Genomic DNA, 15,303 nt, shown 5'->3' with positions numbered 1-15,303 from the left:
GAGCCCTGATGAATGGGGCTGTCTCTTGATCTCGGTGCTGGCCAACCTGATGCTAGTGCCCATGGATCCCGAAGCGCCGAAGGTTGAGCGCGTATTCGCGGATTTGCGTACCTGCCTGAATACCTTTGATAAGTGGGCCGACAGCTTTTTAAGTGGTTCGGCACTTAGCGTGGAGCAGGTATTCAAGGTTGGGGAAGACGTCGCACTGGTCGCGCCGATCTCTTCCGACAAGCCCAGCCGCACGGTCGCTCAATGCAAAGCCCAGGGCGGGCTGACGCTGGTGCATCTGTTCGAAAGCACGCAGTTCGTGCCTATCGGCAACACGCCCGTGAGGCTGCAAGCCGTTGCACAGGACGGCAGCCCGCTAGGCGCGCCACTGCATCGGACCATTGGCCCCAGCGGCATTCTTGAAGTCAGCGACTGTAGCCGCGACCAACAGTACGAAATCACCTTTTACCCCACTGTTTCCAAGGCTCACGTCCAGGCGCTGTATGCGTCCTATGAGTCTGTGATCGCCGGGCTGGAAGCGGATTTGCGCACGGCATGGGCCGAGCATTTCAAGCCTCGATGGGCAGACTTTGCCAAAGCGCCAGCCTACAAGCGTAGCGGCATTCAGGGCATTGCCTTTGCGACCGGGCTGGGCAAGGCGCTTTACAACCTGTGGGACAACATCACCGAGCTGTACGACCTGCTCGCCAACCTCAAGTCCAACAGCGAAACGTTGCTGAAATACCTGTCCCAGGCCGAGCTGGATGCACTGCTCAAGCTGGGCAAAGACACGCTGGCCAAGGGGTTGCTGGTACTCAGTGATGAGCCGCTGTTGTTTATCTACCTGTCGGCGCTGGTGGCCTGGGTACGCATGCTGCCGCCACCCGACATGTACGAACTGCTGGGTGAAATCACCGGCGAAGTGTTGATCAATCTGCTGCTGATCTGGGCCACGCGGGGTATTGGGGTACAGCTGCGCCTGGGTGCTCAGGTGCTTAGTGGCGTCAAATCCGGGCGGGCGCGGGCGTTGTTGGAGTTGCTGGCCGAGCAGGTGACGGGGCCTCGGCTGGAAATCCATGTCGAGGCCGCCAAGCCGGTGTTGCTGAGCAGTGCGGCGACGCCGATTAAGACGGTGCCGGCTGTGCCGTTGAAGGCGGGCGATACGCTGGTTTCGAACCCGGTGCCGATGGTGCGCGGCAAGGCCCAGCGCACGACGTTGGTCCGTCAGGAGCCTGTCGATGATGTGCCAACTGTGGCGTCGAATCCGAAGGGCGATGCGGCGGCGCCTGCGGATAAAACAGTCACTCACGGCTGCCCGGTGTCGATGGTCACCGGCGAGGAATTGCTCACCCTCACCGACGGCGCGCTGGACGGGATTTTGCCGTTTGAGTGGACACGGCTGTATCGCACTAGCGCGGTGGAGGTCGATTGTGGGCTGGGGTTGGGTTGGAGCCATGCGCTGGCTCATCGGCTGGTGGTGTCGGGCGATTCGGTGGTGTGGACCGATCATGAGAACCGCCATACGCAGTTTCCATTGCCCAGCGACTCTCGACCCGCAATCACCAATAGCCTGGCGGAAGCGGCGATCTATTTGGGTTCGGCGCCTGACGAGTTGGTGCTGGCCCAGGCCTCGCGTTTTTATCACTTTCGCGACGGTGTGCTGGTCTCGATCAGCGACGCGTATGACAACCGCCTGCGCCTTTGCCGGGATCGTTCAGGGCGGATTGAGCGGCTGGATAACGGCGCCGGTCGTTCGTTGCTGCTGCGTTATGAGTTGGGTCGCATCGTCGCGGTGGACTATCAGGTGCATCGCGCCAAAGGGCGTGAGCCCTACGTGTGGGAGACCGAGCAGAACCTTGTTTCCTACGCCTATGACGAACACGGACGACTGGTCTGCGCGACCAATGCTGTCGGGGAAAGCGAGCGTTATCGGTACGACGATCAGCACGTCATTCTCGAGCGGCAGTTGGCCGGAGGCGCGAGTTTCTATTGGGAATGGGAACACGCTGGCAAGGCGGCGCGCTGCGTTCGGCATTGGGCGAGTTTTTCGCAGATGGACACGCGTTATGCCTGGGGCGATGACGGGCGCGTCACCGTGCATAACGCCGATGGTAGCCAGGAAGTGTATGTCCATGATCAGCGGGCGCGGCTGGTACAGAGGATTGATCCGGATGGTGCCACGCATTTCAAATCCTACGACGACCAGGGCCGGCTGACCGTCGAGCAAGACCCGATGGGCGCGGTGACGGCCTATCAATATGACGACGCCGGACGCTTGGTGGCGCTGTTTCCGGGGGATGATGAGCCGACTTCCTACGAACATGACAACGGTTTTGTTCGGGTTGTCAGGCGTGGGGAGGCGGTCTGGAAATATGAGCGCAATGTTCAGGGCGATGTCATCCGCAAGATTGACCCGGATGGCAATTCGACTGACTACAGCTATGACAAACATGGGCAATTAGTTGGGGTTTGGTATCCCGACAGCAGTTGCCATCGGCTGGTGTGGAACGAACGCGGGCAACTGCTTGAGGAGCAATTGCCCAATGGTGGGATCAAGCGTTATCGCTATGACGATCTGGGGCGGCAAGTTGCCCGTGAGGATGAACACGGCGCGCAGACAGTCTATGAATGGGACAGCGTCGGCAGGTTGATTCGTCTTGTATTGCCAGGAGGTAGTTGTAGGGAATTCAGCTACAACCCCTACGGCAAAATCATCGCAGAACGCGACGAACTCGGCCACGTCACCCGCTACGAATACGCCGACGGCCTGCACCTGATCAGCCGCCGCCTCAACGCCGACGGCACCCAAGTCAAGTACCGCTACGACAACGCCCGGCTGCTGCTCACCGAGATCGAAAACGAAGCCGGCGAAACCTACCAACTCGACTATCACCCCAACGGCCTGATCCGCCAGGAAACCGGCTTCGACGGCCAGCGCACCGCGTATGCCTACGACCTCAACGGCAACCTGCTGGAGAAGACCGAATACGGCGACGATGGCAGTCAGCTAATCACCCACTACCAGCGCGACCACGCCGGGCGCCTCGTACGAAAAACCCTGCCCGATGACAGCGTTGTCGACTATGCCTACGACCGCCAAGGCAACCTCCTCAGCGCCGAAGACGGCCACTGGGCGCTGGCCTACGAATACGACCGCCAAAACCGCCTCACCGCCGAACACCAAGGCTGGGGCACCCTGCGCTACGGCTACGACGCCTGCGGCCAGCTTAAAACCTTGTGCCTGCCGGACAACAACCGCGTCACCTTCAACCACGACAAAGGCGGCCACCTCGCCACCGTCGAACTCAACGGAGAAGTGCTCACCTCACATCTGTTCAACAGCGGCCGCGAACACCAGCGCCAGCAAGGCCAACTGCTCAGCCACTACCACTACGACGACCAACACCGCCTGCACGCCCACGCGGTGACCCAACAGCAAAACCACCTCTACCAACGCCAATACGACTACGACAAAAGCGGCAACCTCACCCGCCTACTCGACACCCGCAAAGGCGAACACCGCTACCACTACGACCCCCTCGCCCGCCTGACTCGCGCCGATCACTCGCAGGACGTACAGGAACGCTTCGCCCACAACCCGGCGGGCAACTTGCTGATGCAAGACCGCCCCGGCCCGGACATCGTTGCGGCCAACCGCCTGATGATCCAGGGCGACCGTCATTACGACTACGACGCCTTCGGCAACCTCATCCGCGAACGACGCGGTAAAGGCCAGCAACTTGTCACTGAGTACCGCTACGACTGCCAGCATCGGTTGGTCGGGGTTACAACGCCCAACGGCCAAACCGCCAGCTATCGCTATGACCCATTTGGACGCCGCATCAGCAAAACCGTGGACGACAAAGCCACCGAGTTTTTCTGGCAAGGCGACAAGCTGATAGCCGAACACCATGCAGAGCGTCATCGCAGCTACCTCTACGAACCCGACAGCTTCCGCCCCTTGGCCCTGTTGGACGGTTTCGGCCCAAAAGAAACCAAGCCCTACCACTACCAACTCGACCACCTCGGCACCCCGCAGGAACTGACCAGCCCCGAGGGCGAAATCGTCTGGTCCGCCCACTACCGCGCCTACGGCCAGATCGCTCGGTTAGATGTGGACAAAATCGACAACCCGCTGCGTTTCCAAGGGCAGTATTTCGACCAGGAAAGCGGGCTGCACTACAATCGCCATCGCTACTACAATCCGGATATTGGTCGTTACCTGACGCCAGATCCGGTGAAGTTGGCGGGGGGGATCAATGGGTACCGGTATGTGCCCAATCCTACGGGATGGGTGGATCCCCTTGGACTAAATGCTAACTGCACTGGCTCAGTAAAGAAAAACCCAACCTGCGCTATACCTGCTGAACCTGAAGTACCTGATATATCTCGTAAAGGAGCGTTCCGCGAGGCAAAAAGAGACGCCAATATACCGATGGCACAACAACCTGATGTAATTACCGCCCCGAGGTCTGGCACAAAAAAACAATACAGCATTGTGAAAATGTCAGATATAAACGGAAAAGCAATTTTAGATAGCTCGGGAAAACCTATTCACACAAGGGTTTATCAATATACGAGGGCTGATGGATCAAAAGTATTAATACAAGACCATTCAGCCGGGCATAAATTCGGCGCTCCAAACGGAGTTGGCAATCAAGGCGCTCACTTCAATCTGCGTCCATTTGATACACCGCGAACCGGCAGCGTTCCGGGGACAAAAGACCATTACGTATTCAAGGATAAAAAATGAAATACTGGAACGAACTTGACGGGACTATATTTTTTAACAAAGTCTTTAGCCAACCGATTGAAATCGGCAAAGCTTACATTCATTCACTGGGCATAGAAAATGACCAGCCCTCTTTTGGAATAGGTTTTGACATACCAGATTTCCCTGATGTGTTGCCTGAAAAATGGAAGAACAAAGGATATAACACGTGCAGAATTGCACTAAGCTGTTCTGAAATTAGCAACTTAAAAATAGTAAACCTCCCGCGCAGGGATATTTTCACAATAAATATAAAGCGAGAAAACGGGTACTTTTTTCTTACCGCAAACTCAAAAAACGCGTCTATTGAACTCAAAGCCAAGTGGCTTTCCATGGAAGGGCCGACAGTTTATATAAATAGCCCCGAACCAGGAGACTATAACTGGACAGACAATACTCTATAAAAATCAAAAACGTGATTTACTCGACCGTTCGTTCCTATGAATGCTATAGCGAACGTCAATTCGCCGACCCGCCCCACCCCACCTAAACTCTGTCCAAGTTGTTTCAACGGACAGAGGATTCACCACCATGGGCAAACGTCACCCCAATCTCCCCGCCTGGCAATGGCGTCAGTACCCACAGAACCATCAGCACCCAACCAACCTGGCGTTGCACCTGATTGCCGTGCCGCTGTTTATCGTCGGTTTCCTACTGATCGTGTCGGGCGTGTTCAGCCTCAGCCTGGCCAGCTTCGCGGTCGGTGTGATTGGCATTGTCGCGGGCCTGGCGTTGCAGCGTCACGGCCATAGCCTGGAAGCCCAGGCCAGTGAGCCGTTCAGTGATCGCAAAGATGCGGTGCAGCGCCTGGTGGTTGAGCAGTTCGTGACCTTCCCGCGCTTTGTGCTCAGCGGTGGCTGGTGGCGCGCCTGGCGGCAGCGGCACCACCACTGACCGGCGGGTTCAGGCGAACACCACCACGGTCTGGCGGCTGAGAGCGATCAACTTGCCGGTCGGGCTCCACAAGGCAGCGGCAGCGTGGCCATAGCCGTCGCGGGCGTGTTCGATGTTGACGTGGTACTGGCACCAGTCGAGGGTGGTCAGGTATTGCAGCGGCTGGATGAACTCGATGGTCCAGGTCAGGGTGCTGCCCGGCGCGGGCTTTTTCAGGTGTGGCAGCAACGCCGGCGGCCAGGCGTCGACCAGGGCGAGGATATGCGCCTCGGTCAGTGGCTCCTCTTTCACATCCCCCCGCAACCGTACCCAGCCGCCCATGTCGCGGGATTTATTGCCGGTAAACGGCAGGCCACCGACACTCCAGCGCATTGCCAAATGACGCATGAATTCGGGGGTAACGCCCTTGATATAGGGCAGTTCCTGGCACTCATCCCAATGTTTGAATACCGGTGGCGGCTCACTTGCCACGTCAATTTCGGAGGGGCGAGAGGCGCCAAAACTGGCCTGGACCAGGGTCGCCACTTCACCGTTCTGCACCACGCGCCCCAGCAACTGGCTGACCGCCTTGCCTTCGCGCAGCACTTCGACTTGATAGCTGGCAGGTACATCCGGCGCTACCGGGCCGACAAAGGTGATGGCCAGCGAGCGCAGCGGTCGGTCCGCCGGCACCTGGGCGCGCAGCGCCTCGTACTGCAAGGCAGCGACCAGCCCGCCAAAGGTGGCCCGGCCCTGGGCCCATTCGGCAGGGATGGTGACATCCAGCGGATTGCTACGGGCAGCGTCGAGCAAATCACTAAAGCGCATGGCGACCTCACATCAAGAAAATCCTGGAGGAATCTTAACCATCGAATTGCACAGGCACAGCGCCCATTCCGGCCAAAAACCGGACCGGTTTAAAAACACTCGGCGCTGAGCGTGTCCAGCACACGGTCGGCCTTGCCTTGCGCCTTGAGCATGGTGCGCTGCCACACTGCTACGCAGGGTTGCAGGTCTGGCTCATGGCCGGCCTGGGCCAGCCACTGCCAACAGTCATGCCAGTTACCCAGCGCACTCTGGGCCTTCTTCAAGTGCGACAGGGCGTTGGTGGGTAATTTGTCCAGCTCGGGATACGCCTCGGCGGCATAGCGCACACGCTTGATCAGCAACCGTAGCCGGTGGCGGTCATGATCGGGGTCCTTCAAGGCGCCATCGAGTGCCTGCCATTGCTTGGCCAGGCGTTTCTGGATACGCGGGCGCAAACCCTTGAGCAGTTTCTGGTGCTGGGATGCGCGGATAAACCGTGGGAACGCATCCAGGATCAGCAGCAAGTGCGCCAGCTCCGGGCTTTGCGTCACCTGGCGATAAGCCTCGGGCTGCAGACGCAGGCGTCGATCAGCCGCGTCGTGATAACCGTGCTGATGCAAATACGCCGCCAGCACCTCTCGGTCGCGTAGCGGCGTAGTCAGTTGGCCAACCGTGCTGGCGGCCAATTCAAGCTGTTCGACACCGGGCAGCCCGCGCAAAGGGCGCAACAGGCTGCGCAGGCGTCGCACAGTGGTGCGCAAATCATGCAAGGCTTCATCGTCAGTGACGGCGGCGAGGCGAGCCTGGCAGCTCAGTAACCCTACTTCCAGGCCAATGACCTGAGCGACTAACTGATTGACCAACGCTGACATCCTGCCCTCACTTTCCGATGAAAAATCCTGCCCGCTGCGGGGTCATCGCCCGGCGCGAGACTCACGAATGTAGAACCGCGCTTTCTCGGCCTTGTTGGAGCAGCCCTCGAACGCTTCAAACTGCTGCTGAGTCTTGGCGCCAGTCAACAGCGACAACGCCTTGGAGTAGCTGACAGTGCCGGCAAAACCTTCGGCCTTGGCCAGGTCCAGTTCTTTCCAGGCGGCGTCCAATTGCGAGCCACAGCTGTCGCGATACGCGGTTTTCCCGGCACAACCAGCCAAGGCCAGCACGATCACAGGCACACAGATCCAGGCTTTCATTGATGACACCTCAAATATACAAATTCAGTCGTAGCCTGTAGACGTTGCCTACAGGGAAAAGTGCCTTGTCCTTAGCCTGAAATCGGTAGTACCTATTGCCAGAGCATACCCGAGCCTGATCGCCAGCCTGGAAAAATCTTGCGCGCTGTCAGCAAGGATTGAAGCAGGCCCCTTGATGGGTGCATTGTGGGCCCCTGTTTTGCGAAGGATCTGGCCATGAAGAAACGTGTTGCCTTAGTGCTGGGCTCCGGTGGCGCCAGGGGCTACGCCCATATAGGGGTGATCGAGGAAATCGAACGACGCGGCTATGACATCGCCTGTATCGCCGGCTGTTCCATGGGCGCCGTGGTGGGTGGGATCTACGCTGCCGGCAAGCTCGACGAGTACCGCAACTGGATCGAAAGCCTGGACTACCTCGACGTCTTGCGCCTGGTGGACGTGAGCTTTCGCCTGGGAGCGATTCGCGGTGAGAAGGTGTTCGGGCAAATCCGCAAGATCGTCGGCGATATCAATATCGAGGAGCTGCGCATCCCCTACACCGCCGTCGCCACCGACCTCACCAACCAACAGGAGATCTGGTTCCAGGAAGGCTGCCTGCACCAGGCCATGCGCGCCTCGGCGGCCATCCCCAGCCTGTTCACCCCAGTGATGCAAGGCAACCGTATGCTGGTGGACGGCGGCCTGCTCAACCCGCTGCCCATCGTGCCGGTGGTGTCGAGCCACTGTGACTTGATCATTGCGGTCAACCTCAACGCCACCAACCAGAAGCACTATCAATTGCCGGTGATCCAGCGCCCGCCAGCGTTCAAGAGCCGCTTCAACAGCCTGGCCAAGTCACTGGGTTCGCACCTGCCGTTTCGCCGCAAACAGGCCGAGCAGTTGATGAAACTGGAACAAGAAGCCTTGCAGGCCCAGGCCGCCGAAATCAACCCGTGGCTGGAGTCTGCCGAACCCGAAGCCCAGCAACCTGCCGCGGCGCCGGAGAAAGCTGGCGCACCGAAGTCGGCGACCGGCTCGTTCATCATCGACAACGTCGGGCCTGCATCGCTGTTGGACCTGATCAACCAAAGTTTCGAGGTGATGCAAACCTCCTTGGCGCAATACAAGATCGCTGGGTATCCGCCCGATGTGCTGATCAACGTGCCGAAGCGGGTGTGCCGGTTTTTCGAGTTCTATAAAGCGCCGGAGTTGATCGCTTTGGGGCGGGAGATTGCCAGTGATACGTTGGATCGGTATGAAAGCGAACAGAGTTGAGCGTGTGGGTGTTGCGGATGGCCTCATCGCGGGCAAGCCCGGCTCCCACAGGGGCATGTATTTCAACTGTGGGAGCTGGCTTGCCTGCGATGGCGCCAGCGCAGGCACCACAGATTCAGGCACCTAGCAACCGATACCCCACCCCCGCCTCAGTCACGATAAACCGTGGCCGGGTCGGGTCATCCGCCAGCTTCTGGCGCAGGTGCCCCACCACGATCCGCAGGTAGTGGCTGTCCTCGGTATGGGTTGGCCCCCAGATGTCCTTGAGCAATTGCTGTTGGGTAATCACCCGCCCCGGGTGGCGTGCCAACTGCGCCAGCACTGCGTATTCCTTGCGGGTCAGCGCCACTTCAGCTCCGTCGAGCAGCACGCGACGATAGGCCAGGTCGACCGTCAACGGGCCAAAATTCAAGGCGGCTTCCTGGGCCTCTCCGGCCGGTGCCTGGCGCAACAGTGCACGCACACGGGCAAGAAACTCCTGGATGCCGAACGGTTTGGTCACGTAGTCATTGGCGCCACCGTCGAGGGCCTCGACCTTCTGACCTTCGCTGGCCCGCACCGACAGCACCAGCACCGGCACCGTGGACCATTCGCGAAACTCGCGCAGCACCTGTTGGCCGTCCATGTCGGGCAGGCCCAGGTCGAGCACCAGCAAATCCGGTTTGCTCAAGGCCGCCTGGGCCAGGCCTTCGTTGCCGGTGCCGGCTTCGATGACCTTATAGCCTTGGGAAGCCAGGCTGATGCGCAGGAATTTGCGGATCTGCGGTTCGTCATCAATGACAAGAATCGTCGCGGTCTGGCTCATGGTGTCTCATCAAAACCCATTAAAAAATCACCCCCCTGTAGGAGCGAGCTTGCTCGCGAAAAACCTCTAGGCACCGCGTGCATTCAGGACGTCATCATTATCGTTAACGACCTTCGCGAGCAAGCTCGCTCCTACAGGTTGTGTTCCAGGACAGGTGGTGTCGGCAACGGCAGAAACAAAGTGATGCAGGTGCCCCGCCCGTCAATGCCATCGGCCACGCTGATATGCCCGCCGTGCGCGCCGACCATGCCCTGGCAGATCGCCAAGCCGAGGCCGGTGCCCTGTCCGCCTCGATCACCACGGGCAGCGGTGTAGAACATGTCGAAAATCTTCGCCCGCTCCTCCTCGGGAATCCCCGGTCCTTCATCCGCCACGGCAAAAAACAACTGCTCATCCTTCACCCCAGCGCGCAACTGCAAGCGGCCCTGGGGGGGCGAAAACCGTGCGGCGTTTTCCAACACGTTGACCAAGGCCTGCTCAATCAACGCCGCATGCACATACAACAAAGGCAGCTCCGGCGGCACATCGGTGCTCACCTGCAACGGCGCCAGCACGGCGCGCAGTCGCCCAAGGGCACTGCCGATAATATCGCCGGGCGACACCCAATCGCGTGCCAGTTTCAGCGCACCATGACCCAGGCGTGTCATGTCCAGCAGGTTCTGGATATAGCGGTCCAGGCGCTCGGCTTCATCACGGGTGCCTTCGAGCAATTCGCGGCGATCCTCCAGCGGGATGGCTTCACCCAGGGCCAGCAGGCTGTCGATGCTGCCGCGCATGGACGTCAATGGCGTGCGCAAATCGTGAGACACCGACGCGAGCAAAGCGCTGCGCAGTTGTTCGGTTTCGCCGTGCAGGCGCGCCGATTCCAGCTCCTGCCCCAGTTGTGCCCGCGCCAGCGCCTGGGCCAGCGGTTGGCTCAACGCGGTGAGTAAACGTCGACGTTGCCCGCTCAATTCCAGGCCAGGCTTGGCACTGACACCCAGCAACCCCAAGGGCCCCTCTTCACCCGACAACGGCCACCACCACCAACGCCCAAACGGCAAGGTGCCGGTGCCCATGCCGGCCGGCTGATCATGCTGCCAGGCCCAGTCGGCGGCGGCGCGTTCTGCTTCGGTGAGGGTCAACGGGCCACCGGTCTCGACCTTCCAGCCGCCCTGCCCGTCGCGATTGATCAGGCACAGGTCGAGGTCGTTCCAACCTTGCAGATGGTGGGCGGCGGCACTGATGACAGCTTGGCGGTCGGTGGCAGCGGTGAGCTTGCGCGACAGGTCGAGCAGCTCGCTGGTTTCTTCCTGGGTATCGCGCAACGCCTGCAACTGGCGGCGCTGGCGTGCGGCGAGGTTGCCGGTCAACGCTGCCATCAACAGGAAGAACAACAGGGTCAGCACGTCTTCTTCGCGCTGGATGGCGAAGGAAAAATTCGGCGGAATAAACAGAAAATCGTAAGTCAAAAACGACAGTGCCGCACACACCAGGGACGGCCCCAGACTGCTGCGCACCGCCACCAGCAGCACGGCGGCGAGAAATACCAAAGAGATGTTCGGCAGCGCCAACGCACTGGACACGGCCCAGGCCACTGCGGCAGCGACAAAGGTGGCCACCACCGCCAGGGCGTAATCGAACCACACCAACCCGCGTACCTCCGGCAGACGTGGCGGTGCAGGCATGTCATCGCTGTCGAGGACGTTGATTTCCAAGCCGCGGGCATTGCGCAACAGGCGTGCCGCCAAGCCACCACCGAACAAGCGCCGCCGCCAGCGCATCCGTGACTGCCCCACCAGCACTAAACTGGCACGGCGTTCGACGGCGTGCTGGATCAGGGTCTTGGCCACTTCCCCGGCGCGCAGCAACACCACTTCCCCGCCCAGCCGCTCTGCCAGTTGCTGAGCGTTTTGCAGGCGCAGGCGCGATTGCTCATCCCGAGCACGGCCGTTGTCGATGTGCACCAGGCTCCAGGGCAAATGCCGACGCTGGGCCACGCGGCTGGCATGGCGCACCAGTCGTTCGGCTTGCGCATCGCCATCCACACCGACCAACAGGCGCCCACGCACTGCCGGCGCGGCCTGGCCGAGTTGGCGGTAGCCCTGGGCCAAGTCATCGTCGACGTGGGCGGCGGCGGTTTGCATGGCCAGTTCGCGCAGGGCCATGAGGTTGGTCTGGGTGAAAAACGCATCGATGGCCGCACGCGCCTGTTCGGGCACATACACCTTGCCGTCACGCAGGCGCTCGAGCAGCTCGCGAGACGGCAGGTCGATCAGCAACAGTTCGTCGGCCTCTTGCAGCACCCAGTCCGGCAGGGTTTCGCGCACTTGCACACCGGTGATGCCACGCACCTGGTCGTTGAGGCTTTCCAGGTGCTGGACGTTGACCGTGGTGAACACGTTGATGCCGGCGGCGAGCAGTTCCTGGATGTCTTGCCAGCGTTTTTCATGACGGCTGCCGGGGGCGTTGCTGTGGGCCAGTTCATCCACCAGCACCAGCTTTGGCTTGGCGGCGAGTAGGCCGTCGAGGTCCATTTCTTCGAGCATCACGCCACGGTATTCGCTGCGCAACAGCGGTTGTTGCGGCAGGCCGCTGAGCAAGGCTTCGGTCTCGGCGCGGCCGTGGGTTTCGACCACCCCAGCGAGCAGGCGCACGCCCTGGCGCAGTTGGGTATGGGCCGCCTGGAGCATGGCGTAGGTCTTACCCACACCGGGCGCGGCGCCGAGGAAGACTTTAAGCCGGCCACGGCCGTCCCGGGGCAGATCGGCTAACAGGGCATCGGCGCGGCCGGCGTCGCTCATGCTCGGGGGTTCCTTCAGGTATTGATGGAGAGTCTTCAAGGCCGCCATCGCGGGCAAGCCCGGCTCCCACAGTGGAATGCATTCCAAATGTGGGAGCCGGGCTTGCCCGCGATGGCGGTCGCAAGGCTTACAACGTTTCCAAAGCCATGTTCAGGGCCAGGACATTTACGACGGGCGGGCCAACCAACGGGCTTTCGATGTGCTCATCCAGCAACCGCTGCAAGGTCGACACCGGCACATTTCGCGCCGCCGCCACTCGCGCCAGTTGATAGGCAATCGCCTGCGGTGGCAAGTGTGGATCAAGGCCGCTGCCGGAGGTTGTCAGCGAGGCCAGTGGCACCGGGCCCTGGCCAGGCACTGACTGCTTGCTGGCGTCCTCGAATATGCGAGTCGCCAAGGCCGGATTGCTGGGGCCCAGGTTACTGGCACTGCTGGACACGGTGGCAAAAGCACCGGCTGACGGGCGTGGGTGAAACCAGCGGTCACCAGTGAAGTCCTGGGCGATCAGGCTGGAGCCACGCACCTTGCCGCTGGCGTCGCGCACCAGGCTGCCATTGGCTTGATCTGGGAAGGCCACTTGGGCCACGCCGGTGACTACCAGCGGGTAGGCCACGCCGGTGATCAGGGTCATGAGTACCAGCAAGCTCAGGGCCGGGCGGATGATGTTGGACATTTCAGACTCCTCAATTCAGTGGTGCGGTGGGACGCGGAGCGTCCGGGGCGGCGGCGTTCCCACGCGGAGCGTGGGAACGATCAGCGGCCAGGTCAAACCAGGTGCAGCGCGGTCAGTAGCATGTCGATGGCCTTGATGCCCACGAACGGTACCAACAGCCCGCCCAGCCCGTAGATCAGCAGATTGCGCCGCAACAACGCCGCCGCACTCGCCGCCTGCACGCGCACACCGCGCAGGGCCAATGGGATCAGCACCACGATAATCAGCGCGTTGAACACGATGGCCGAGAGGATCGCGCTCTGTGGGCTCTGCAAGTGCATGATGTTGAGCACGCCCAGTTGCGGGTAGATCGAGGCGAACAGCGCCGGCAGGATCGCGAAGTACTTGGCCACGTCGTTGGCGATGGAAAAGGTCGTCAGCGCGCCACGGGTCACCAGCAGTTCCTTGCCGATCTGCACCACGTCCAGCAGCTTGGTCGGGTCGCTGTCGAGGTCGACCATGTTGGCGGCTTCGCGCGCGGCCTGGGTGCCGTCGTTCATCGCCATGCCGACGTCAGCCTGGGCCAGCGCCGGGGCATCGTTGGCGCCATCGCCACACATGGCAACCAGGCGTCCATCGTTCTGCTCATGACGAATACGCGCGAGTTTCTTCTCTGGCGTGGCTTCGGCCAGCACATCGTCCACCCCCGCTTCAGCGGCAATCGCGGCGGCGGTCAGCGGGTTGTCGCCAGTGACCATCACGGTACGAATCCCCAGCTTGCGCAACTCGGCAAACCGTTCGCGGATACCGGGCTTGACCACGTCCTTGAGATGGATCGCTCCCAGCAACTTGCCATCGGCGCACACCAGCAAGGGCGTGCCGCCGCTCTGGGCGATCTTGTCGATTTCCCGCGACAGCGCAGGCAGCAGGTCGCTGCGTTGCTGGCCGATAAACGCCAGCAGCGAGTCCACCGCGCCTTTACGGAACACACGGCCCTGATAGTCGACACCGGACAAACGGGTCTCGGCGCTGAAGGGCACGGCGGTCAACGCCTCCAGGCTCGGCTCGGCCTGGGGGTGCAAGGCGCGCAGGTATTCAACGATGGACTTGCCTTCCGCCGTGTCATCCGCCAGGGACGCCAGCAGCGCGCCTTCGGCCAATTCCCGGCCACTGACGCCAGGCGCGGACACCACGGCCGAGCAACGGCGGTTACCAAAGGTGATGGTGCCGGTCTTATCCAGCAGCAACACATGCACATCCCCCGCCGCTTCTACCGCGCGGCCAGACTTGGCGATCACGTTGAGACGCACCAGGCGGTCCATGCCGGCAATCCCGATGGCCGACAACAAGCCGCCAATGGTGGTGGGAATCAGCGTCACCAGCAGTGCGACCAGGAACACCAGCGGCAAGCTGCCATTGGCAAAGTGGGCGAACGGCTGCAGGGTCACCACCACCAGCAGAAAGATCAGGGTCAGGCCGATCAGCAGAATATCCAGCGCGACTTCGTTGGGGGTTTTCTGGCGTTTGGCGCCTTCCACCAGCGCGATCATACGGTCCAGGGTGGACTCGCCCGGGTTAGCGGTGATGCGGATGAGCAGCCAGTCCGATACCAACCGCGTGTTGCCGGTAACCGCTGAGCGGTCGCCGCCAGACTCGCGGATCACCGGGGCGGATTCGCCGGTAATCGCCGCTTCGTTGACCGCCGCAATCCCTTCGACGACCTCGCCGTCACCGGGGATCATTTCCCCGGCGGCAACACGTACCACATCGCCCTTGCGCAGGCTGGTGGCCGGCACCACCTTGAAGCTGCCATCGGCTTCCTGGCGTCGGGCGCTCAAGCCTTCGCTGCCAGCCTTGAGGCTGTCGGCGCGGGCCTTGCCGCGGCCTTCGGCCAGGGCTTCGGCGAAGTTGGCGAACAGCACGGTGAACCACAGCCACACCGCGATTTGCACCGCAACAAAGGTGGGCACGGTAGTATCGGGCACGAAGCACAACACGGTGGTGAGGATGGCGGTCAGCTCCACCACCAGCATCACTGGCGAGCGTTGCAGTTGGCGTGGGTCGAGCTTGACGAACGCCTGGACCAGCGCCGGGCGCCAGAGAGCCGAGATGGCGGTTTTGGCAGGCTCCTGGGGTTTGACCGGGGCCGCGTTTTTTGCAGGCATATTCATTTTCAT

11 protein-coding genes are annotated in these 15,303 nt (G+C 61.1%); 4 read left to right on the top strand and 7 right to left on the bottom strand.

What is annotated here, in order from left to right:
* Positions 1–49: 49 nt before the first annotated feature.
* The 3 genes from GH769_RS04855 (at position 50) to GH769_RS04845 (ending at position 5,653) form a co-directional block, all read left to right on the top strand.
* Positions 50–4,741 carry an RHS repeat-associated core domain-containing protein gene (locus tag GH769_RS04855; protein WP_372242394.1) on the top strand — a complete coding sequence of 1,564 codons (4,692 nt, stop codon included), beginning with the start codon at positions 50–52 and terminating at the stop codon, positions 4,739–4,741.
* Positions 4,738–5,163, top strand: coding sequence for an Imm50 family immunity protein (locus GH769_RS04850; RefSeq protein WP_020302489.1), 426 nt, complete (start codon positions 4,738–4,740; stop codon positions 5,161–5,163). Before GH769_RS04855 ends, GH769_RS04850 begins: the two co-directional genes overlap by 4 nt.
* A 127-nt stretch (positions 5,164–5,290) precedes the next feature.
* The gene (locus tag GH769_RS04845; protein WP_003189844.1) at positions 5,291–5,653 is read left to right on the top strand and encodes an Mpo1-like protein; all 363 of its coding nucleotides are present in this window, start codon (positions 5,291–5,293) and stop codon (positions 5,651–5,653) included.
* A 9-nt stretch (positions 5,654–5,662) separates the two neighbouring features.
* On the opposite strand, the gene GH769_RS04840 is transcribed toward GH769_RS04845, so the two are convergent.
* The 3 genes from GH769_RS04840 to GH769_RS04830 all read right to left on the bottom strand — a co-directional run bounded on the left by GH769_RS04840 (position 5,663) and on the right by GH769_RS04830 (position 7,632).
* Entirely contained in the window at positions 5,663–6,460 is a 798-nt protein-coding gene (locus GH769_RS04840; protein WP_020302490.1) for an acyl-CoA thioesterase II, read from the bottom strand.
* A gap of 89 nt (positions 6,461–6,549) precedes the next feature.
* Positions 6,550–7,311, bottom strand: a complete 762-nt coding sequence (locus tag GH769_RS04835) for a CHAD domain-containing protein (protein WP_153649488.1) — start codon at positions 7,309–7,311, stop codon at positions 6,550–6,552.
* 42 nt (positions 7,312–7,353) lie between these two features.
* Complete coding sequence (locus tag GH769_RS04830; RefSeq protein WP_003189839.1) at positions 7,354–7,632, bottom strand: hypothetical protein; 279 nt, start codon at positions 7,630–7,632, stop codon at positions 7,354–7,356.
* A 216-nt stretch (positions 7,633–7,848) separates the two neighbouring features.
* On the opposite strand from GH769_RS04830, the gene GH769_RS04825 reads away from it, so the two are divergent.
* The gene (locus GH769_RS04825) at positions 7,849–8,886 is read left to right on the top strand and encodes a patatin-like phospholipase family protein (protein ID WP_003189836.1); all 1,038 of its coding nucleotides are present in this window, start codon (positions 7,849–7,851) and stop codon (positions 8,884–8,886) included.
* A gap of 115 nt (positions 8,887–9,001) precedes the next feature.
* On the opposite strand, the gene GH769_RS04820 is transcribed toward GH769_RS04825, so the two are convergent.
* From GH769_RS04820 to kdpB, 4 genes are all read right to left on the bottom strand, one after another.
* On the bottom strand, positions 9,002–9,691 hold the full coding sequence (locus tag GH769_RS04820) for a response regulator (RefSeq protein WP_019821397.1): 690 nt from the start codon (positions 9,689–9,691) through the stop codon (positions 9,002–9,004).
* Between the two features lie 131 nt (positions 9,692–9,822).
* On the bottom strand, positions 9,823–12,474 hold the full coding sequence (locus tag GH769_RS04815) for a sensor histidine kinase KdpD (protein WP_032902642.1): 2,652 nt from the start codon (positions 12,472–12,474) through the stop codon (positions 9,823–9,825).
* A 127-nt stretch (positions 12,475–12,601) separates the two neighbouring features.
* Complete coding sequence (gene kdpC / locus GH769_RS04810; RefSeq protein ID WP_014717642.1) at positions 12,602–13,147, bottom strand: potassium-transporting ATPase subunit KdpC; 546 nt, start codon at positions 13,145–13,147, stop codon at positions 12,602–12,604.
* A gap of 92 nt (positions 13,148–13,239) precedes the next feature.
* Positions 13,240–15,297, bottom strand: a complete 2,058-nt coding sequence (kdpB, locus tag GH769_RS04805) for a potassium-transporting ATPase subunit KdpB (RefSeq protein WP_020302492.1) — start codon at positions 15,295–15,297, stop codon at positions 13,240–13,242.
* Between the last annotated feature and the right edge of the window lie 6 nt (positions 15,298–15,303).

Origin of the sequence: Pseudomonas sp. CFSAN084952 (genome assembly GCF_009648855.1) — a bacterium.
Classification (GTDB): domain Bacteria; phylum Pseudomonadota; class Gammaproteobacteria; order Pseudomonadales; family Pseudomonadaceae; genus Aquipseudomonas; species Aquipseudomonas paracarnis.
Note: the sequence above shows the minus strand (reverse complement) of the source record. Positions and strands in the feature narration are given on the sequence as shown.

Bases quoted from the DNA above. Each gene is read 5' to 3' on its own strand.
- GH769_RS04855 (WP_372242394.1), top strand. From the start codon at position 50: ATGCTAGTGCCCATGGATCCCGAAGCGCCGAAGGTTGAGCGCGTATTC.
- GH769_RS04850 (WP_020302489.1), top strand. From the start codon at position 4,738: ATGAAATACTGGAACGAACTTGACGGGACTATATTTTTTAACAAAGTC.
- GH769_RS04845 (WP_003189844.1), top strand. From the start codon at position 5,291: ATGGGCAAACGTCACCCCAATCTCCCCGCCTGGCAATGGCGTCAGTAC.
- GH769_RS04840 (WP_020302490.1), bottom strand. From the start codon at position 6,460: ATGCGCTTTAGTGATTTGCTCGACGCTGCCCGTAGCAATCCGCTGGAT.
- GH769_RS04835 (WP_153649488.1), bottom strand. From the start codon at position 7,311: ATGTCAGCGTTGGTCAATCAGTTAGTCGCTCAGGTCATTGGCCTGGAA.
- GH769_RS04830 (WP_003189839.1), bottom strand. From the start codon at position 7,632: ATGAAAGCCTGGATCTGTGTGCCTGTGATCGTGCTGGCCTTGGCTGGT.
- GH769_RS04825 (WP_003189836.1), top strand. From the start codon at position 7,849: ATGAAGAAACGTGTTGCCTTAGTGCTGGGCTCCGGTGGCGCCAGGGGC.
- GH769_RS04820 (WP_019821397.1), bottom strand. From the start codon at position 9,691: ATGAGCCAGACCGCGACGATTCTTGTCATTGATGACGAACCGCAGATC.
- GH769_RS04815 (WP_032902642.1), bottom strand. From the start codon at position 12,474: ATGAGCGACGCCGGCCGCGCCGATGCCCTGTTAGCCGATCTGCCCCGG.
- kdpC (WP_014717642.1), bottom strand. From the start codon at position 13,147: ATGTCCAACATCATCCGCCCGGCCCTGAGCTTGCTGGTACTCATGACC.
- kdpB (WP_020302492.1), bottom strand. From the start codon at position 15,297: ATGAATATGCCTGCAAAAAACGCGGCCCCGGTCAAACCCCAGGAGCCT.